Below are 14,555 nucleotides of genomic sequence, written 5' to 3' on the forward strand. Positions count from 1 at the left end.
GCCCTCGGCGGCAAACCACCCATCAGTCGACTGTCACCAACCTGATGGCCGAGTACAACTAGGGCGGCGTTCGGTGCGGCTGCACGTTCCCATCCGGCTGCGCTGGAGCGACCTGGACGCCTACGGCCACGTCAACAACGCCGAGATGCTGCGCCTTCTCGAGGAGGCGCGCATCCAGGCGTTCTGGGTGAACGACGAGAGCGTCGAGGGCGAACGCGCCGCCGGCGCGAGCACAGCGGTGCTCGATGGCCGGCCCGGCGCGTCCACGCTCACGCTCATCGCACGCCAAGAGATCGAGTACCTGGCTCCCGTGCCGTACCTGCGCGAACCCCTCGACGTGCAACTCTGGGTGGGGCGCTTGGGAGGCGCGAGCCTCGAGGTCTGCTACGAGGTGCGCAGCCCGGTGAGCTCACCCGAGGCCGTCGTCTACGCCCGTGCCGCGACGACGATCGTACTCGTCGACGCCGCGAGCGGGCGACCCCGCCGCATCAGCGAGCACGAGCGCTCGGCGTGGACGCCGTACCTCGACGAGCCGGTGCAGTTCGCCAAGCGCAGCTGAGCGCTACTTCTGCACCGGGTCCTCGCTGAACGAGCCCTCCCACACTGCCCGCGAGCCCGACTCCCCGATGACGATCGTGCCGATGATGCCGGCCGGCACGACGACGACGGCGGCGACCGCGAGCACGATCGCGATCACGCGCCGTGCGAGAGGGGACGGCGACTCGTTGTCCCGACGGCGCTCCGCGTACCGGTACCAGCCGTAGACGAGAACGGAGAGGATGCCGAGCGCGAGGGTCCAGGGCCAGAGGGTGTCGCCGAGCGCGGCGTGCGCCTGGATGAGCGGGGCATCGGGAAGCCGGTCCTGCAGCCACGCTCCCGCCTGGGTGACGATCGGCACCAGCGCGGCGGCGAGCAGACCCGCGATCGGGGTGAGGATGCCGAACCAGCGTCGTGCACGTGGCCACACCGCGGCGAGCAGCACGATCACCGCGGCCACCGGAATCAGGATCACCGCAACGTGCACGAGCAGGATGTGCAGCGGCAGCCCCGCGAGAGAGTATCCCTGCATCAGGCGCTCGCGCTCACGTCGTCGCCCGTGACGGTGACGGTGAGCTTCTGCAGCGGCTTCGGGGCGGGACCGCTGAGCACGTCGCCGGTCGCCGCGTCGAAGCTGGACTTGTGGCAGGGGCAGTCCAGGTGCGCGCCGGCGGCCGCGACCACGCAGCCCTGGTGAGTGCAGATCGCGCTGTAGCCCACGACGGTTCCTGCGGTCGGCTGCGCCAGCAGGATGGGCGCGTCCCCGAGCCTGGCGTCGATGCTGCCGCCCACCGGGATGTCGGAGAGCTTGGCGACCGATCCGGTGCCAGAGGGCGTGCCGCCGGGCGTCGCATCCGCCCCGCCGGAATCACCGGAAGAGTCGCCGGAGCCGGTCGGGCTGCTCGGTGCGCAGGCGGCGAGCGCGATGGCAGCCGCTCCCGCACCGCCGATGCTCAGGATTCCGCGGCGGGTGAGGTCGGTGGTTCCGCTCATGGCTCGTCATACCTTTCGTCGTTCTGCCGATCAGCCTTTCAGGCCCACCTATGAACACGACGCAGGGGAGCAGACGGTTCACCGGATCGGGGAGTGAACCCGGGGCGGCCTACCCTCGTGTTAACAACGGAGGAAGCCATGAGCGATCAGCGCGCCGAGCTGCTGCGAGCGCTGCACGACGAGCACGCGCCCGCGCTGTGGCGCTACGTCGTGCGGCTGACGGGAGATCGCGCCCTCGCCGACGACATCGTGCAGGAGGTGCTGTTGCGCGCCTGGCGCCGCCCTGCCGTGCTCGACCAGTCGGAGGGCTCCGCACGGGCGTGGCTGTTCACGGTCACCCGCAACCTCGTCATCGACGACCGCCGCAGTGCCCGGGCCCGCTCCGAGGTGGGGCCGGAGGGCCTGGACGAGATGGCCCAGGCCGACGCCACGGATGCGGCCCTCGACCGCTGGCTCATCGCGGATGCCCTCGGAGACCTGAGCGCCGAGCATCGAGCGGTGCTCGTCACGGTCTACTACGGCGGTCGCTCCATCGCCGAGGCGGCTCACGAGCTCCGCATCCCGGCCGGAACCGTGAAGTCGCGCCTTCACTACGCCATGCACGCGCTGCGGCTCGCGCTGCAGGAGCGGGGGGTGACGCAGCGATGACCGAGAGCGATCGCTACGTCGACTGGGACGCCGCCTACGTGCTCGGGGCGCTCTCGCCCGCCGAGCGCCGTGAATTCGAAGTGCACCTGAGAACGTGTCCGCGCTGCTCGGCCGCGGTCGCCGAGCTGGCCGGCATGCCCGGCCTGCTCGCCCAGGTGCCCGAAGCCGATGCCCGCTCGCTCGATCAACCGGAGCCGGAAGGCCCCTCGCCTGCGGTGCTGTCGGGCGTGCTCCATGTCGCCCGTCGGCGCCGTCGGGTCACGCGCTGGCTCGTTGGGGCACTGGGGGCGACGGCGGCCGCCAGCGTCGCCATCCTCGTGCTCGCGCTGACGGGGGTGCTCGGCGACCTGTCGGGCGGCCTGGGCGGCGGCGGCGCACTGAGGGTTGAGCTCGTGGCCGAGTCGGCGGCGCCGGTCAGCGCGGAGGTCCGCCTCATCGAGCACGACTGGGGCACTGCCGTCTCCGTCGAGTGCCGCACCAAGCGGGCTGGCGGGGGCCCGGCCACGCCGCCGGCGACCACGGGCGGCTCCTATGGCGATGGCGGCGAGTACGGGCTCTACCTCACCGATCGGTCGGGGCGCACGACCATGGTCTCGAGCTGGCGCGCGGCAGCCGGCAAAGACGTGCGCACCAACGGGTCGACGGAGGTTCCGCTCGCCCAGATCGCCCGGCTCGACATCCGCGACATGAGCGGCGGAGACGTGCTGCTCTCGGCATCGGTCGACGGCTGAGGTCGCGCAACCGCCTCGAAGGGTCTTAGCGGTGTGCGCTCGGGATGCGCACCATGCCCTCCTGCGCGACCGTGGCGACCAGGACGCCATCACGGCTGAAGATGCTGCCCTGCGAGAGGCCCCGGCCGCCGCTCGCGCTCGGCGAGGTCTGGGCGTAGAGGAGCCATTCATCGACGCGCGCGGGCCGGTGCCACCACATCGCGTGGTCGAGGCTCGCGATCTTGATGCCGGGGGTGGCCCATGCCACTCCGTGCCGGCGCAGCACGGGCTCCAGGATGGAGTAGTCGGTCGCATAGGCGAGGGCGGCGCGGTGCAGGTTGTCGTCATCGGGAAGGCGCCCCATCGCCTTCATCCAGACCGCCTGCTGGGCCACGTGCGGGCCCTCCACGGCCAGGTAGACGGGCGACTCGACGTGGCGCACGTCGAACGCGCGGCCGTTGGCCCAGTAGCGCGCTGCGGGATGGTCGATGTGGCCGATGAGGTCCGCGGTCGTCGGCAGCGACTCCGGATCGGGGAGGTCGGCGGGCATCTGGATCTGGTGCTCGGCTCCTTCGTCCTGGTCTTGGAACGAGGCGATCATCGAGAGGATCGGCAACCCGTTCTGGTAGGCCTGCGTGCGCCGTGTGGAGAACGATCGCCCGTCGTGGATGCGGTCCACCGAGAAGGTGATCGGGTGGTTGACGTCGCCCGGGCGCAGGAAGTAGCCGTGCATGGAGTGCACCGAGCGGTCCTCTGCGACGGTGCGCTGCGCGGCCACCACGGACTGCGCGAGCACCTGCCCGCCGAAGACCCGGCCGAGCGGCATCCACTGCGATGGCCCCGTGAAGATGTCTTCGCTGGTTCGCGCTCCGGTGTCGCTGAGATCCAGCGTTCGCAGAAGGCCATCGATGGGATCACTCATGCAAACCTCGCTTCGCCCGGAGTGGGGGTCGGGTGCGGTGAGAAGGGCCCGCATCCTTCGGTAGTTTAGAGGGCAGATGCCTGCGTTCTTCCCCCTCATCGATACCCTCGCACTCGAGGACCTCACCACCTACCTCTCCCGTGCCGCGCGCGTGGAAGACGGATCGGTGCGCCTCATCGCGGGTTCCGGCGTACTCGCCGCCTACACCGCCATCCTGTATCCGCGCGGACTGCTCGACGGAACGCCGACCGTGCTCGGCCTGCGCACGTTCGCGCTGACCGAGCCGGTCGAGTTCGACGCGGTCGTGCCCAGCCGCTCCCTGCTCGATCGGCTGGCCCGCGCGAGCAGCGCCGGCACCACCGCGGTCGCGGTACCCCACGAGGTCGGCAGCGTGACGTGGGCCGGCATCTCGCCACCCCGGGGCGGCTGGGTCACGCAGGGGTCGACGGATGCGGCAACCCTCGAGTCCGTGGCCCACGCCGGCATCGCGGAGATCGCCGCGGCCGTTCCCACGGGTACCGGCGAACAGCTCGTGCAGCGGGCCCGCGCCGAGGTCTGGTCCCGTCCCATCGATGGCTTGGACTACGTTCCGGCCGGCGCCGCCTTCGCGGCGATGAGCCTCGGCTTCCTCGCCGCAGACGATCCCGTCAACGTGCTCGAGACGGGTCCGTGGACGCGCCTGAGTACGCGTCGCGGCCACGTGCTCGTGCGTCGCAAGGCATGGTCGCTGCGCGGCTGAGGGCCCGTTACCGCGCGGCCACCGCTCGGCCGGCCTGTCTGCCCGAGAACAGGCATCCGCCGAGGAAGCTGCCCTCGAGAGCCCGATAGCCGTGCATGCCGCCACCGCCGAAGCCGCTCGCCTCGCCCGCCGCGTACAGCCCGGGAATCGGCGATCCGTCCGCCCCCAGCGCGCGGGCGTCCAGGTCGGTCTGGATTCCGCCGAGGCTCTTGCGGGTCAGGATGTGCAGCTTCACCGCGATGAGCGGGCCGGCCTTCGGGTCCAGGATGCGATGCGGCGCCGCCACCCGGATGAGCTTGTCGCCGCGGTAGGAGCGGGCTCCGCGCACCGCGGTCACCTGCGGGTCCTTCGAGAACGGGTTGTCCAGTTCCCGGTCGCGGGCGACGATCTCCGCCTCAAGTGAAGCGAAGTCGATCTCGACGTCGGGGGAGAGGCGCTTCATGCCAACGAAGAGCTCGGGGAGCGTGTCGGCGACGACGAAGTCCTCGCCCTTCTCCTTGAACGCCTCCACCGGGCCCGGAGCGCCCGAGCCAAGGCGCTGGGCGAGCAGGCGCAGGTCCTTCCCGGTCAGGTCGGGGTTCTGTTCGCTGCCCGACAGGGCGAACTCCTTCTCGATGATCTTCTGCGTCAGCACGAACCAGCTGTAGTCGTGCCCCGTCGCCACGATGTGCTCGAGGGTGCCGAGGGTGTCGAATCCCGGGTAGAGCGGCGTCGGCAGCCGCTTGCCGGTGGCGTCGAACCACAGCGACGACGGGCCGGGCAGGATGCGGATGCCGTGCTTGTCCCACACCGGCGCGTAGTTGGTGATGCCCTCGGTGTAGTGCCACATCCGGTCCTCGTTCACCAGGCGTGCGCCGGCCGTCTGCGCGATTCCGAGCATGCGTCCATCGACATGGGCGGGCACGCCGGAGAGCAGCGTTGCGGGCGGCTCGCCCATGCGGGCCGGCCAGTTCTGCCGCACGAGGTCGTGGTTGCCGCCGATGCCGCCCGAGGCGATGATCACGGCGGGCGCCGAGAACGAGAACTCGCCGACGACGTCGCGATTGCTCGGGGCGCCGCGCTCGGCATCGTCGGCGGCGAGCACGCTGCCGCGTACGCCGGTGACGGCGCCATCCGTCACGAGAAGCTCGTCGACGCGATGGCGGTGACGGATGCGCACGAGCCCGGCGGCCTCGCCGGCCCTCGTGCGCCGCGCGAACGGCTCCACCACGCCCGGACCGGTGCCCCACGTGATGTGGAAGCGCGGAACGGAGTTGCCCGGCCCCACGGCACCGGCGCCGCCGCGCTCGGCCCAGCCGACGATGGGAAAGAAGCGCACGCCCATGCCGTGCAGCCAGTCGCGCTTCTCGTAGGCGGCGAAGTCGAGGTAGGCATCCGCCCAGCGGCGCGCCCAGTCGTCCTCGTCACGGTCGAAGCCGGCCGACCCGAACCAGTCCTGCCCGGCCAGTTCCCGGGAGTCCTTGACGCCGAGCCGGCGCTGCTCGGGCGAGTCGATGAAGAACAGCCCGCCGAACGACCACCACGCCTGCCCGCCGAAGGATGCCGCGGGCTCCTGCTCCACGAGCAGCACGCGCTTGCCCGCGCTGACGAGCTCCGCGGTCGCGACGAGTCCGGCCAGTCCTGCCCCGACGACGATGGCGTCAGCGGATTCGGTCGTGGTTGTCATGGAGCTCCTTCACTCCTCGGCCCAGAGGGCAGGCTGTTGTGCGGCGCCGCCGCGGTCTCACTCCTCGAAGGTGTTGACCATCGCGAAAGCGGCGCGTTCGAGATAATCCCACAGGGCCGCCTCCTGCACGGGAGGCAGTGCGAGTGTGTCGAGCGCGTGCCGCATGTGGCGCAGCCAACGGTCGCGGGCGTCGGGGTTCACCTTGAACGGGTTGTGCCGCATCCGCAGCCGCGGATGCCCGCGGGTCTCGCTGTAGGTGCCCGGGCCGCCCCAGTACTGCTCGAGGAACAGGGTGAGCCGGTCGATGGCCGGCTCCAGGTCCTGCTCCGGATACATCGGGCGCAGTACGGGGTCTTCGGCGACGCCGGCGTAGAACGCGCGCACGAGGGCACGGAAGGTCTCGTGACCACCGACCTCCTCGTAGAAGGTGCGCAGCACGGCGTCCCCGTTCTGGCCGGATCGAAGGTGCACGTTGGCTGGATCGCTCATTGGCTGGGCTTCCTCGGTGCGCGCACCTTGCGGGCAAGGCGCGGGGCGGTGTTCTCGGGAACGGGTGTCGGTTTGGTCTTGGGGGCTCGGGCACCGCGCACGCTCGCGGCCCCATCGAATCCGGCCAACACGACGCTGTTGAGCGCCGGAAGCTTCACGTCCATCTCGTCGAGGGCGCGCTTCAACCGCATCCGCAGCTCGCGGCCGACGTCGTCGCGTGCAGAGGTGCGCACCTTCATCACGAGACGCACGACGAGCGCGTCGGCCGAGATCGACTCGAGGCCCCAGACCTCGGGGCGTTCCAGAACCAGGCTGCGCCACTTCGGAGCGGTCGCGAGTTGCTCGGCCGTGCGCAGGATGCGCTCCTGCACGGCGTCGAGATCCGCGTCGTAAGGCACGGCGAGGTCGATGACGATGCGCGCCCAGCCCTGCGACATGTTGCCGACCCGCAGGATCTCGCCGTTGCGCACGTACCAGAGGGTGCCGTTCACGTCGCGGATCTGGGTGACGCGGATGCCGACGGCCTCCACGACTCCGGTGGCCGAGCCGGTGTCGACGACGTCGCCGACACCGAGCTGGTCCTCCATGACCATGAAGATGCCGTTGAAGGTGTCCTTGACGATGTTCTGGGCCCCGAAGCCGAGCCCGGCACCGATCGCGGCGGTCAGCAGCGCGAACGATCCGAGCACGTCGGGGCTGATCGTGTTGATGATCATGAGCACGGCGACGATGAAGATCGTGACGTTCACCACGTTCGTCAGCACGGAGCCGAGCGTGCGCGTGCGCTGAACCACGCGCACCGCGGCGAGCGGCGACGCGGCCGCGATCACCTGGGTGTCGTCGGTCTCCTGGCCCTTCTTGACCCCGCTGACGATGCGGCGCACGACCTTGTCGATGACGACGTGCAGTGCCCACCGAAGTGCGAACGCCAGCAGCACGATGACGATGATGGCCAGCAGCTTGCCCCAGAAGTCCGCCCAGAACTCCGGTCCGAATCGGTTGCCGACCGTGCTCCAGAAATCGTTCCACCACTGCATAGGACTGGGAGTCTACCGAGCGGCCTCGTGCAGAGCCTGAGTATCGCACTCCTGTGCCGCGAGGGCGCGCTCGAGCTCCGAGAGCGCCTCGACGATGACCCGGCGCAGTGCAGGCGGGCCGTCGTTCTCGGCCAGCCAGGCCCGGGTGCGCTCGGCGACGGCGTCGGAGACCAGCGGCGCCGGAAAGAGCCCGTCGACGACGATCTCGGCCATCGTGAAGCTGCGCTGGGCCCAGACCTGCTGCAGCATGGTGAAGTACGGCTCGACATCGGCTGCCAGCAGGTCGGCCGGCACGGCCCGTCGCCAGCCGGTTGCGATCGCCCGGGCCTCATCGTTCGAGAGAGTGGCGTCGGTCGCGACCTGCAGCCAGGCCGCGTGCTTTCCAGCGGCGTCGGGACGGGCGGCACGCGCTGTCGCGGCGTTCAGTCGTCCCTTGGCGGTGTCGTCGGTCGCGAGCACCGCCGCGATGGCCTCGTCGGAGGTGCGGCCGCCGGTCGCCAGGGCGATGAGCAGCTCCCAGCGCAGGTCGGTGTCGATCTCGAGACCCGGCAGGGTGAGCGAGGCATCGAGCAGGCCGGCGAGGAGGTCGAGGTGGGCAGGGGCGATGGCGATGTGGGCGAAGGTTCGCACCAGTTGCAGTTGCAGGTCCGACCCGGCTGCGGCCAGCTCGGTCAGCGCCCAGAGGGCGTCGCCGCTCTCGGTGCGGATGGCGTCCGCGTGTTCGGGGGAGAGGTAGCGCTCGAGCACCAGCTCGAGCTTGGCGAGCGCACCAGCGCGCGCGGCCGACTGCGTCTCATGCGCGACATGGGCGAGTACGAGGCGCGCGAACACCGATGGCGCCACCTCGGCGTGCCTCACCGCATCCCACACCGACCCCCAGATGAGCGCTCGCGCGACCGGGTCGGGGATGCGGTCCAGGCTCTGCAGCGCGGTGGCGAGCGAGCGCTCGTCGAGCCGGATGGTGGCGTAGGTGAGGTCGTCGTCGTTGACCAGAACCAGCGCGGGCCGCCGCAGTCCGACCAGCGCGGGAACCTCGGTCCATTCGCCCGAGACATCCAGCTCGACGCGGTGCTGGCGCGAGAGCTGATCGCCCTCCACGTCGTAGAACCCGATGGCGAGGCGGTGCGCGCGCAGCGTCGGATACTCGGGTGCCGCCGTCTGCTGCACGCGGAACGCCGTGATCACGTCGTCGGCGTCCGTCTCGATGACCGCCCGCAGCGTGTTCACGCCGGCGGTCTCGAGCCACTCCGCGGCCCATCCGGTCAGTTCTCGCCCGCTCGCGGCCTCGAGCTCGTCGAGCAGGTCGCGTAAGGTCGCGTTGCCCTCTCGATGCCTGCGGAGGTACATGCCGATTCCGGCATAGAAGTGCTCGAGCCCGACCCACGCCACGAGCTGCTTGAGCACAGAGGCGCCCTTGTCGTAGGTGATGCCGTCGAAGTTGACCTCGACGTCTTCGAGGTTCTCGATGCTCGCGACGATCGGGTGGGTCGAGGGCAGCTGGTCCTGTTCGGCCGCCTCGGTCTTCTCCACCGTCGTGAACGTCGCCCAGGCATCCGTGTACTCCGTCGCCTCGGCCGTGGCGATCATGGAGGTCCAGGTGGCGAACGACTCGTTCAGCCAGAGGTCGTTCCACCACCGCATGGTCACGAGGTTGCCGAACCACATGTGCGAGAGCTCGTGCAGGATGACGATCGTGCGCTGCTGCTTGCGCGCCTCCGACACCTTGGACCGGAAGAGGTAGCCCTCGTTGAACGTCACGGCGCCGATGTTCTCCATCGCGCCCCAGTTGTACTCGGGAACGAAGATCTGGTCGTACTTCTCGTACGGGAAGGCGACGCCGTAGCTCGCCTCGTAGTAGGCGAGGCCGCGCCGCACGGTCTCGAACATGACGGCGGGCTCGGCGTAGCGCGCGAGCGAAGCACGGGTGAACAGACCGAGCGGAATGCGCCGGCCGTCCACGGATTCCGCTTCGCCCGTCCACTGCACATACGGTCCCGCGATCAGGGCGACGATGTAGCTCGACATGACAGGCCCGGGAGCGAAGGTGAAGCGTGCCTCCCCGGCCCCGAGCGGCTGAGGGGGAGCCCCGACCGTGGTGCTCAGCACCTGCCAGTCGGCGGGAGCCGTCACGGTGATGCGAAAGCTCGCCTTGAGGTCGGGCTGGTCGAACACGGCGAAGACCCGGTTCGCCTCGGCGACGGCCAGCTCCGTGTAGAGGTAGGGCTGCCCGTCCACCGGGTCGACGAAGCGGTGCAGGCCCTCACCGGTGTGCGTGTAGCTGCCGTCGAAGACCACGCGCAGCACGTTCTGCGCCCGTAAGCGCTCCAGGCGGATGCGGGTGCCATCGCTGACGCGAGCGACGTCGAGCCGCTCGCCGTTCAGCTCGATCTGCAGCACTCGATCCGAACAGGCCTCGATGAACGTCGAGCCCTGCTCCTCGGCGTCGAACCGCACCGTCGTCTCACTGCGGAAGTGCTCGTCTCCGCGTGAGAGGTCCAGTGCGATGTCGTAGTCGTGCACGCGCAGGCTCGCCGCCCGCTGCTCGGCTTCGACGCGTGTCAGGTTGGCGGCTGGCATGTCGGCGCGCCCCGTCTACTCGGCGACGGCGTCGCGAGCCTGGGCCCGAACCGCTCGCTGCACTCCCGCCATGCTCTCGATCACGAGCCGGCGCAGGGCCGCCGGCTTGTCGGCGTTCGCGTCGAGCCAGGTCTGGGTGGCGTCGACGAGGGTTTGGCTCGCGAGCGGCGACGGGTAGAGCCCGTCGACGAGCTTCTCGGCGATGGCGTAGCTGCGCGTCTTCCAGACATCCGAGATCATGTCGAAGTACTTCGGCACGAACGGCTCGAGCAGGCTCGTGTCCGCAGCCCGCAGGAACCCGAGCGCCGTGACCCGCACGATCGTGTTCGGGGCGGTGTCGACGTCGACGAGCGACGCCCACGCGCGCTGCTTGCCCTCGGGCGTCGGAATCGCGGCACGGGCCTGGGCGGCGGCCTGTTGGCCCGTCGCCGTGTTGTCGGTGGCCAGCCGGGCATCGATCTCGTCGTCGCCGGCGGCGCCGGCCGCCACGAGGCCGATGAGCAGTTCCCAGCCCAGGTCGGTGTCCACCGCGAGCCCGTCCAGCGCGAGGTCGCCGGCGTAGAGGGCCGCGAGATCTGCGACGTGCGAGGAGTGCTCGGCCAGTGCGGCGAAGTTCTTCACGAACTGGAACTGCGCATCGCTGCCCGCCTCCGCCTGCTGGGCGAGAGACCAGTACGCGTCGGCGAGCGCGGCGATGGTCTCGGGCCGGTGCTCGGGAGCGGTGTAGGCGGATGCCGCGAGCGTCGCGTTGCCGAGAACGATGCGCAGCGTCGTCGACTCCGTCTCGCTCGCGATGTTGCCGAGCACGAGGCGCACGAAGTCGCTCGCCGAGGTCTCGCCGTCGCGCGTCGCATCCCAGATGGCGCTCCAGACGAGCGCACGAGCGAGGGAGTCCTCGATGGAGTGCAGGTCGGCGAGGGCGACGGCCTGCGAGGCCTCGTCGAGCCGGATCTTCGCGTAGGCGAGGTCGTCGTCGTTCACGAGCACGAGGGCCGGGCGCGCCCGTCCGACGAGCTCGGGAACCTCGGTGCGCTCACCGTCCACGTCGAGTTCGATGCGGTGCGTGCGCACGAGCTTCTCGTCCTGCACGTCGTAGAACCCGATCGCGAGGCGATGCGGCCGCAGGGTCGGGTACTCGGCAACGGCGCTCTGCAGCACGCCGAACGCCGTGATGACGCCGGACTCGTCGACCTGGATGTCGGTGCGGAGCGTGTTGACTCCGGCCGTCTCGAGCCAGGTCGCCCCCCCACTGGGAGAGGTCGCGCCCGCTCGCGGTCTCGAGCTCGGCGAGCAGGTCGGCAAGGGTGGTGTTGCCCCAGTTGTGCTTCTTGAAATAGGCCGCGACCCCGGCGAAGAAGGCGTCGATGCCGACCCACGCCACGAGCTGCTTCAGCACCGAGCCGCCCTTGGCGTAGGTGATGCCGTCGAAGTTGACGAGCACGTCCTCGAGGTCGTTGATGGTGGCGACGATGGGGTGCGTGGAGGGCAGCTGGTCCTGGCGGTAGGCCCAGCTCTTCTCCATCGCGTTGAACGTCGTCCAGGCCTCGTGCCACTCCGTGGCCTCGGCCGTCGCGATCGTCGAGGCCCACTCGGCGAACGACTCGTTCAGCCAGAGGTCGTTCCACCACTTCATGGTCACGAGGTCGCCGAACCACATGTGGGCCAGCTCGTGCAGGATGGTGACCACGCGACGCTCGCGGATCGCATCCGTCACCTTGGAGCGGAAGACGTAGGTCTCGGTGAAGGTGACGGCTCCCGCGTTCTCCATGGCACCCGCGTTGTACTCGGGAACGAAGAGCTGGTCGTACTTGTCGAACGGGTAGGCGTAGTCGAACTTCTCCTCGAAGTAGGTGAAGCCCTGCCGCGTCTTCTCGAAGATGTAGTCGGAGTCCAGGTACTCGGCCAGGCTCTTGCGGGCGAAGATGCCGAGGGGGATGGTGCGGCCGTCGCGGCTCGTGAGCTCGCTGCGCACCGCGTGATACGGGCCGGCGATGAGCGCCGTGATGTACGAGGAGATGCGCCGCGTCGGCTCGAACGCCCAGGTGGCGACGCTCCGCTCCTCGTCGAGGTCGCTCGGCTCGGGCGTGGGGGAGTTGGAGACGACCTCCCAGCCGGCAGGCGCGGTCACGGTGAAGCGGAAGGAGGCCTTGAGGTCGGGCTGCTCGAAGACCGCGAACATGCGGCGGGAATCGGGCACCTCGAACTGGCTGTACAGGTAGACCTCGCCGTCGACGGGGTCGACGAAGCGGTGCAGGCCCTCGCCGGTGTTCATGTAGACCATGTCGGCATCCACCGTCAGCTCGTTCTCGGCGGCGAGGTCGTCGAGACGGATGCGCACCCCGTCGTTCACGGCCGCCACGTCGAGCGCCTGACCGTTCAGCGTCACGGCGTGGACGGTGCGGGTGATCGCATCGATGAACGTGGAGGCTCCCGCCGTGGCCGTGAAGCGCACGGTCGTCGTGCTGCGGAAGGTCTCCGGCCCCGTGGTCAGGTCCAATCGCACGTCGTAGCTCTCGACGCTGAGCAGTTCGGCGCGTTCGCCGGCTTCGATGCGGGTGAGGTTCTCTCCGGGCACAACGGCCTCCTGATTCTGTGGGATCGTGTCCAACGTCCCACCCTAGTCGCCCGCCCCACGGGCCGGTCGAGCAGGTCGCCACGACTCCTAGACTGACTTCATGCGCATCCACATCGCGACCGATCACGCCGGACTGGACTTCAGCAGGCACCTCGTGGAACACCTCGGCGCGGCGGGTCATGAGGTCATGGATCACGGGCCGACCAGCTACGACCCCCTCGATGACTATCCGGCGTTCTGCATCAACGCGGCCCTCGCGGTCGTGCGCGACCAGCAGGCCGGCGTACAGGCGCTCGGCATCGTCTTCGGCGGCTCGGGCAACGGCGAGCAGATCGCGGCCAACAAGGTCAAAGGAGTGCGCGCCGCCCTGGTGTGGAACCTGAGCACGGCGCAGCTGGCCCGCCAGCACAACGATGCGAACGTCATCGCGATCGGCGCCCGCCAGCACTCGGTCGAGGACGCGACGAGCTTCATCGACGCCTTCATCGCCGAGCCGTTCAGCTACGAGGAGCGCCACGTGCGCCGCATCGCACAGCTTGCGGAGTTCGAGGCCAGCGGCGACATCGCCGGAAAGGGCGTCGACTCCTCCGCGCGGTCGGATCGGCCCAGCTGAGATGCCCGAGGGCCATTCCGTCCACCGCATCACCCGTCAGTTCGCGGCGAACTTCCTCGGTGAGGCCGTTCGCGTCTCGAGCCCGCAGGGACGGTTCGCGGCGGATGCCGCCCTCATCGACGGCCGCGTGCTGACGCAGGCCCGCGCCGTCGGAAAGCAGATGTTCCTGCAGTTCGACAATGGCCTCTGGCTGCGCGTGCACCTCGGCATGTACGGCGCATGGGACTTCGCGGGCGAGATCGCGTGGGATGCCACGATCGCCTCGGCGAACGGACGCATGGGGCAGACCAACCAGCGCGGAACCCTCCTCACAGACGAGGAGGGCGACGATGCCGCTTCTGCCGAGCCCCGCATCCTGGATTCGGCCGGGGAGAACTCCGTTCACTCCATCGGGGCGCCGCGGCGCACACGCGTGCGCATGGCGGAGTCCGAGAGCCTTCCGCCCGGCCGAGGAGGAGCGGCGGCGGACCAGTGGCCCCCTGAGCCGGTCGGTGCCGTGCGCGCGCGCCTGCTCACCGAGACGGTGTGCGCCGACCTGCGCGGCCCGACCGCCTGCGAGGTGATCGACGAGGCACGCGTCGCCGAGATTCTCGCCCGACTCGGTCCCGACCCCCTGGAGGGGGATTCCCCCGAAATCGAGGAGCGCTTCGTGAGTGCCGTTCGCCGCAAGCCGACGCCGATCGGCCTGCTGCTCATGGACCAGTCGGTGGTGAGCGGCATCGGCAACGTCTACCGCGCGGAGCTGCTCTTCCGCGCCCGGCTGAACCCGCACACTCCGGGCCGGAACGTGCCGGAGGAGACCGTGCAGGCCCTCTGGCGCGACTGGGTGCACCTGCTCGGCATCGGGGTCCAGACGGGCCAGATGATGACCATGGACGGGCTGGACCGCGAGAGCTATCGCGCGGCGATGGCGAACCGCGCCGACCGGCACTGGGTCTACAAGAGGGAAGGGTTGCCGTGCCGCGTCTGCGGAACGCATATCGTTCTCGAGGAGATGGGCGCGCGAAAGCTCTACTGGTGCCCCAACTGCCAGGCCTGAACCACCCGGC

The 14,555-nt window shown here is 69.8% G+C and carries 13 protein-coding genes and 1 pseudogene; 6 read left to right on the forward strand and 8 right to left on the reverse strand.

Annotated features, from left to right (window positions below):
• The first annotated feature begins 73 nt into the window (after positions 1-73).
• Complete coding sequence (locus WDJ51_RS00085) at positions 74-559, forward strand: acyl-CoA thioesterase (RefSeq protein WP_337850379.1); 486 nt, start codon at positions 74-76, stop codon at positions 557-559.
• A 3-nt stretch (positions 560-562) separates the two neighbouring features.
• On the opposite strand, the gene WDJ51_RS00090 is transcribed toward WDJ51_RS00085, so the two are convergent.
• A complete protein-coding gene (locus WDJ51_RS00090) occupies positions 563-1,069 on the reverse strand; it encodes a DUF2231 domain-containing protein (RefSeq protein ID WP_337850380.1) in 507 nt (168 codons plus the stop codon).
• The gene (locus WDJ51_RS00095; protein WP_337850381.1) at positions 1,069-1,530 is read right to left on the reverse strand and encodes a Rieske (2Fe-2S) protein; all 462 of its coding nucleotides are present in this window, start codon (positions 1,528-1,530) and stop codon (positions 1,069-1,071) included. Before WDJ51_RS00095 ends, WDJ51_RS00090 begins: the two co-directional genes overlap by 1 nt.
• A 138-nt stretch (positions 1,531-1,668) precedes the next feature.
• On the opposite strand from WDJ51_RS00095, the gene WDJ51_RS00100 reads away from it, so the two are divergent.
• On the forward strand, positions 1,669-2,178 hold the full coding sequence (locus tag WDJ51_RS00100) for a sigma-70 family RNA polymerase sigma factor (protein ID WP_337850382.1): 510 nt from the start codon (positions 1,669-1,671) through the stop codon (positions 2,176-2,178).
• A complete protein-coding gene (locus WDJ51_RS00105; protein WP_337850383.1) occupies positions 2,175-2,909 on the forward strand; it encodes a zf-HC2 domain-containing protein in 735 nt (244 codons plus the stop codon). Before WDJ51_RS00100 ends, WDJ51_RS00105 begins: the two co-directional genes overlap by 4 nt.
• A 25-nt stretch (positions 2,910-2,934) precedes the next feature.
• On the opposite strand, the gene WDJ51_RS00110 is transcribed toward WDJ51_RS00105, so the two are convergent.
• Positions 2,935-3,810: an acyl-CoA thioesterase gene (locus WDJ51_RS00110; protein ID WP_337850384.1), complete on the reverse strand. Its 876-nt coding sequence runs from the start codon at positions 3,808-3,810 to the stop codon at positions 2,935-2,937.
• Positions 3,811-3,886: 76 nt separating this feature from the next.
• Here WDJ51_RS00110 and WDJ51_RS00115 point away from each other — a divergent pair, with 76 nt between their 5' ends.
• Positions 3,887-4,549, forward strand: coding sequence for a hypothetical protein (locus WDJ51_RS00115; RefSeq protein ID WP_337850385.1), 663 nt, complete (start codon positions 3,887-3,889; stop codon positions 4,547-4,549).
• Between the two features lie 7 nt (positions 4,550-4,556).
• On the opposite strand, the gene WDJ51_RS00120 is transcribed toward WDJ51_RS00115, so the two are convergent.
• The 5 genes and pseudogenes from WDJ51_RS00120 to pepN (WDJ51_RS00140) all read right to left on the reverse strand — a co-directional run bounded on the left by WDJ51_RS00120 (position 4,557) and on the right by pepN (WDJ51_RS00140) (position 12,893).
• Positions 4,557-6,215, reverse strand: a complete 1,659-nt coding sequence (locus tag WDJ51_RS00120) for an FAD-binding dehydrogenase (RefSeq protein WP_337850386.1) — start codon at positions 6,213-6,215, stop codon at positions 4,557-4,559.
• Positions 6,216-6,272: 57 nt separating this feature from the next.
• Positions 6,273-6,704, reverse strand: a complete 432-nt coding sequence (locus tag WDJ51_RS00125; protein ID WP_337850387.1) for a globin — start codon at positions 6,702-6,704, stop codon at positions 6,273-6,275.
• A complete protein-coding gene (locus WDJ51_RS00130) occupies positions 6,701-7,741 on the reverse strand; it encodes a mechanosensitive ion channel family protein (protein ID WP_337850388.1) in 1,041 nt (346 codons plus the stop codon). Before WDJ51_RS00130 ends, WDJ51_RS00125 begins: the two co-directional genes overlap by 4 nt.
• A gap of 12 nt (positions 7,742-7,753) precedes the next feature.
• Positions 7,754-10,318: an aminopeptidase N gene (gene pepN, locus WDJ51_RS00135; RefSeq protein ID WP_337850389.1), complete on the reverse strand. Its 2,565-nt coding sequence runs from the start codon at positions 10,316-10,318 to the stop codon at positions 7,754-7,756.
• Between the two features lie 15 nt (positions 10,319-10,333).
• Positions 10,334-12,893, reverse strand: a pseudogene (gene pepN, locus WDJ51_RS00140) (aminopeptidase N).
• A 100-nt stretch (positions 12,894-12,993) separates the two neighbouring features.
• Here pepN (WDJ51_RS00140) and WDJ51_RS00145 point away from each other — a divergent pair.
• Positions 12,994-13,506, forward strand: coding sequence for a ribose-5-phosphate isomerase (locus WDJ51_RS00145; protein WP_337850390.1), 513 nt, complete (start codon positions 12,994-12,996; stop codon positions 13,504-13,506).
• Between the two features lies 1 nt (position 13,507).
• A complete protein-coding gene (locus WDJ51_RS00150; protein WP_337850391.1) occupies positions 13,508-14,545 on the forward strand; it encodes an Fpg/Nei family DNA glycosylase in 1,038 nt (345 codons plus the stop codon).
• Positions 14,546-14,555: the final 10 nt, after the last annotated feature.

The organism is Rathayibacter sp. YIM 133350 (assembly GCF_037404875.1).
Lineage (GTDB): Bacteria > Actinomycetota > Actinomycetes > Actinomycetales > Microbacteriaceae > Orlajensenia.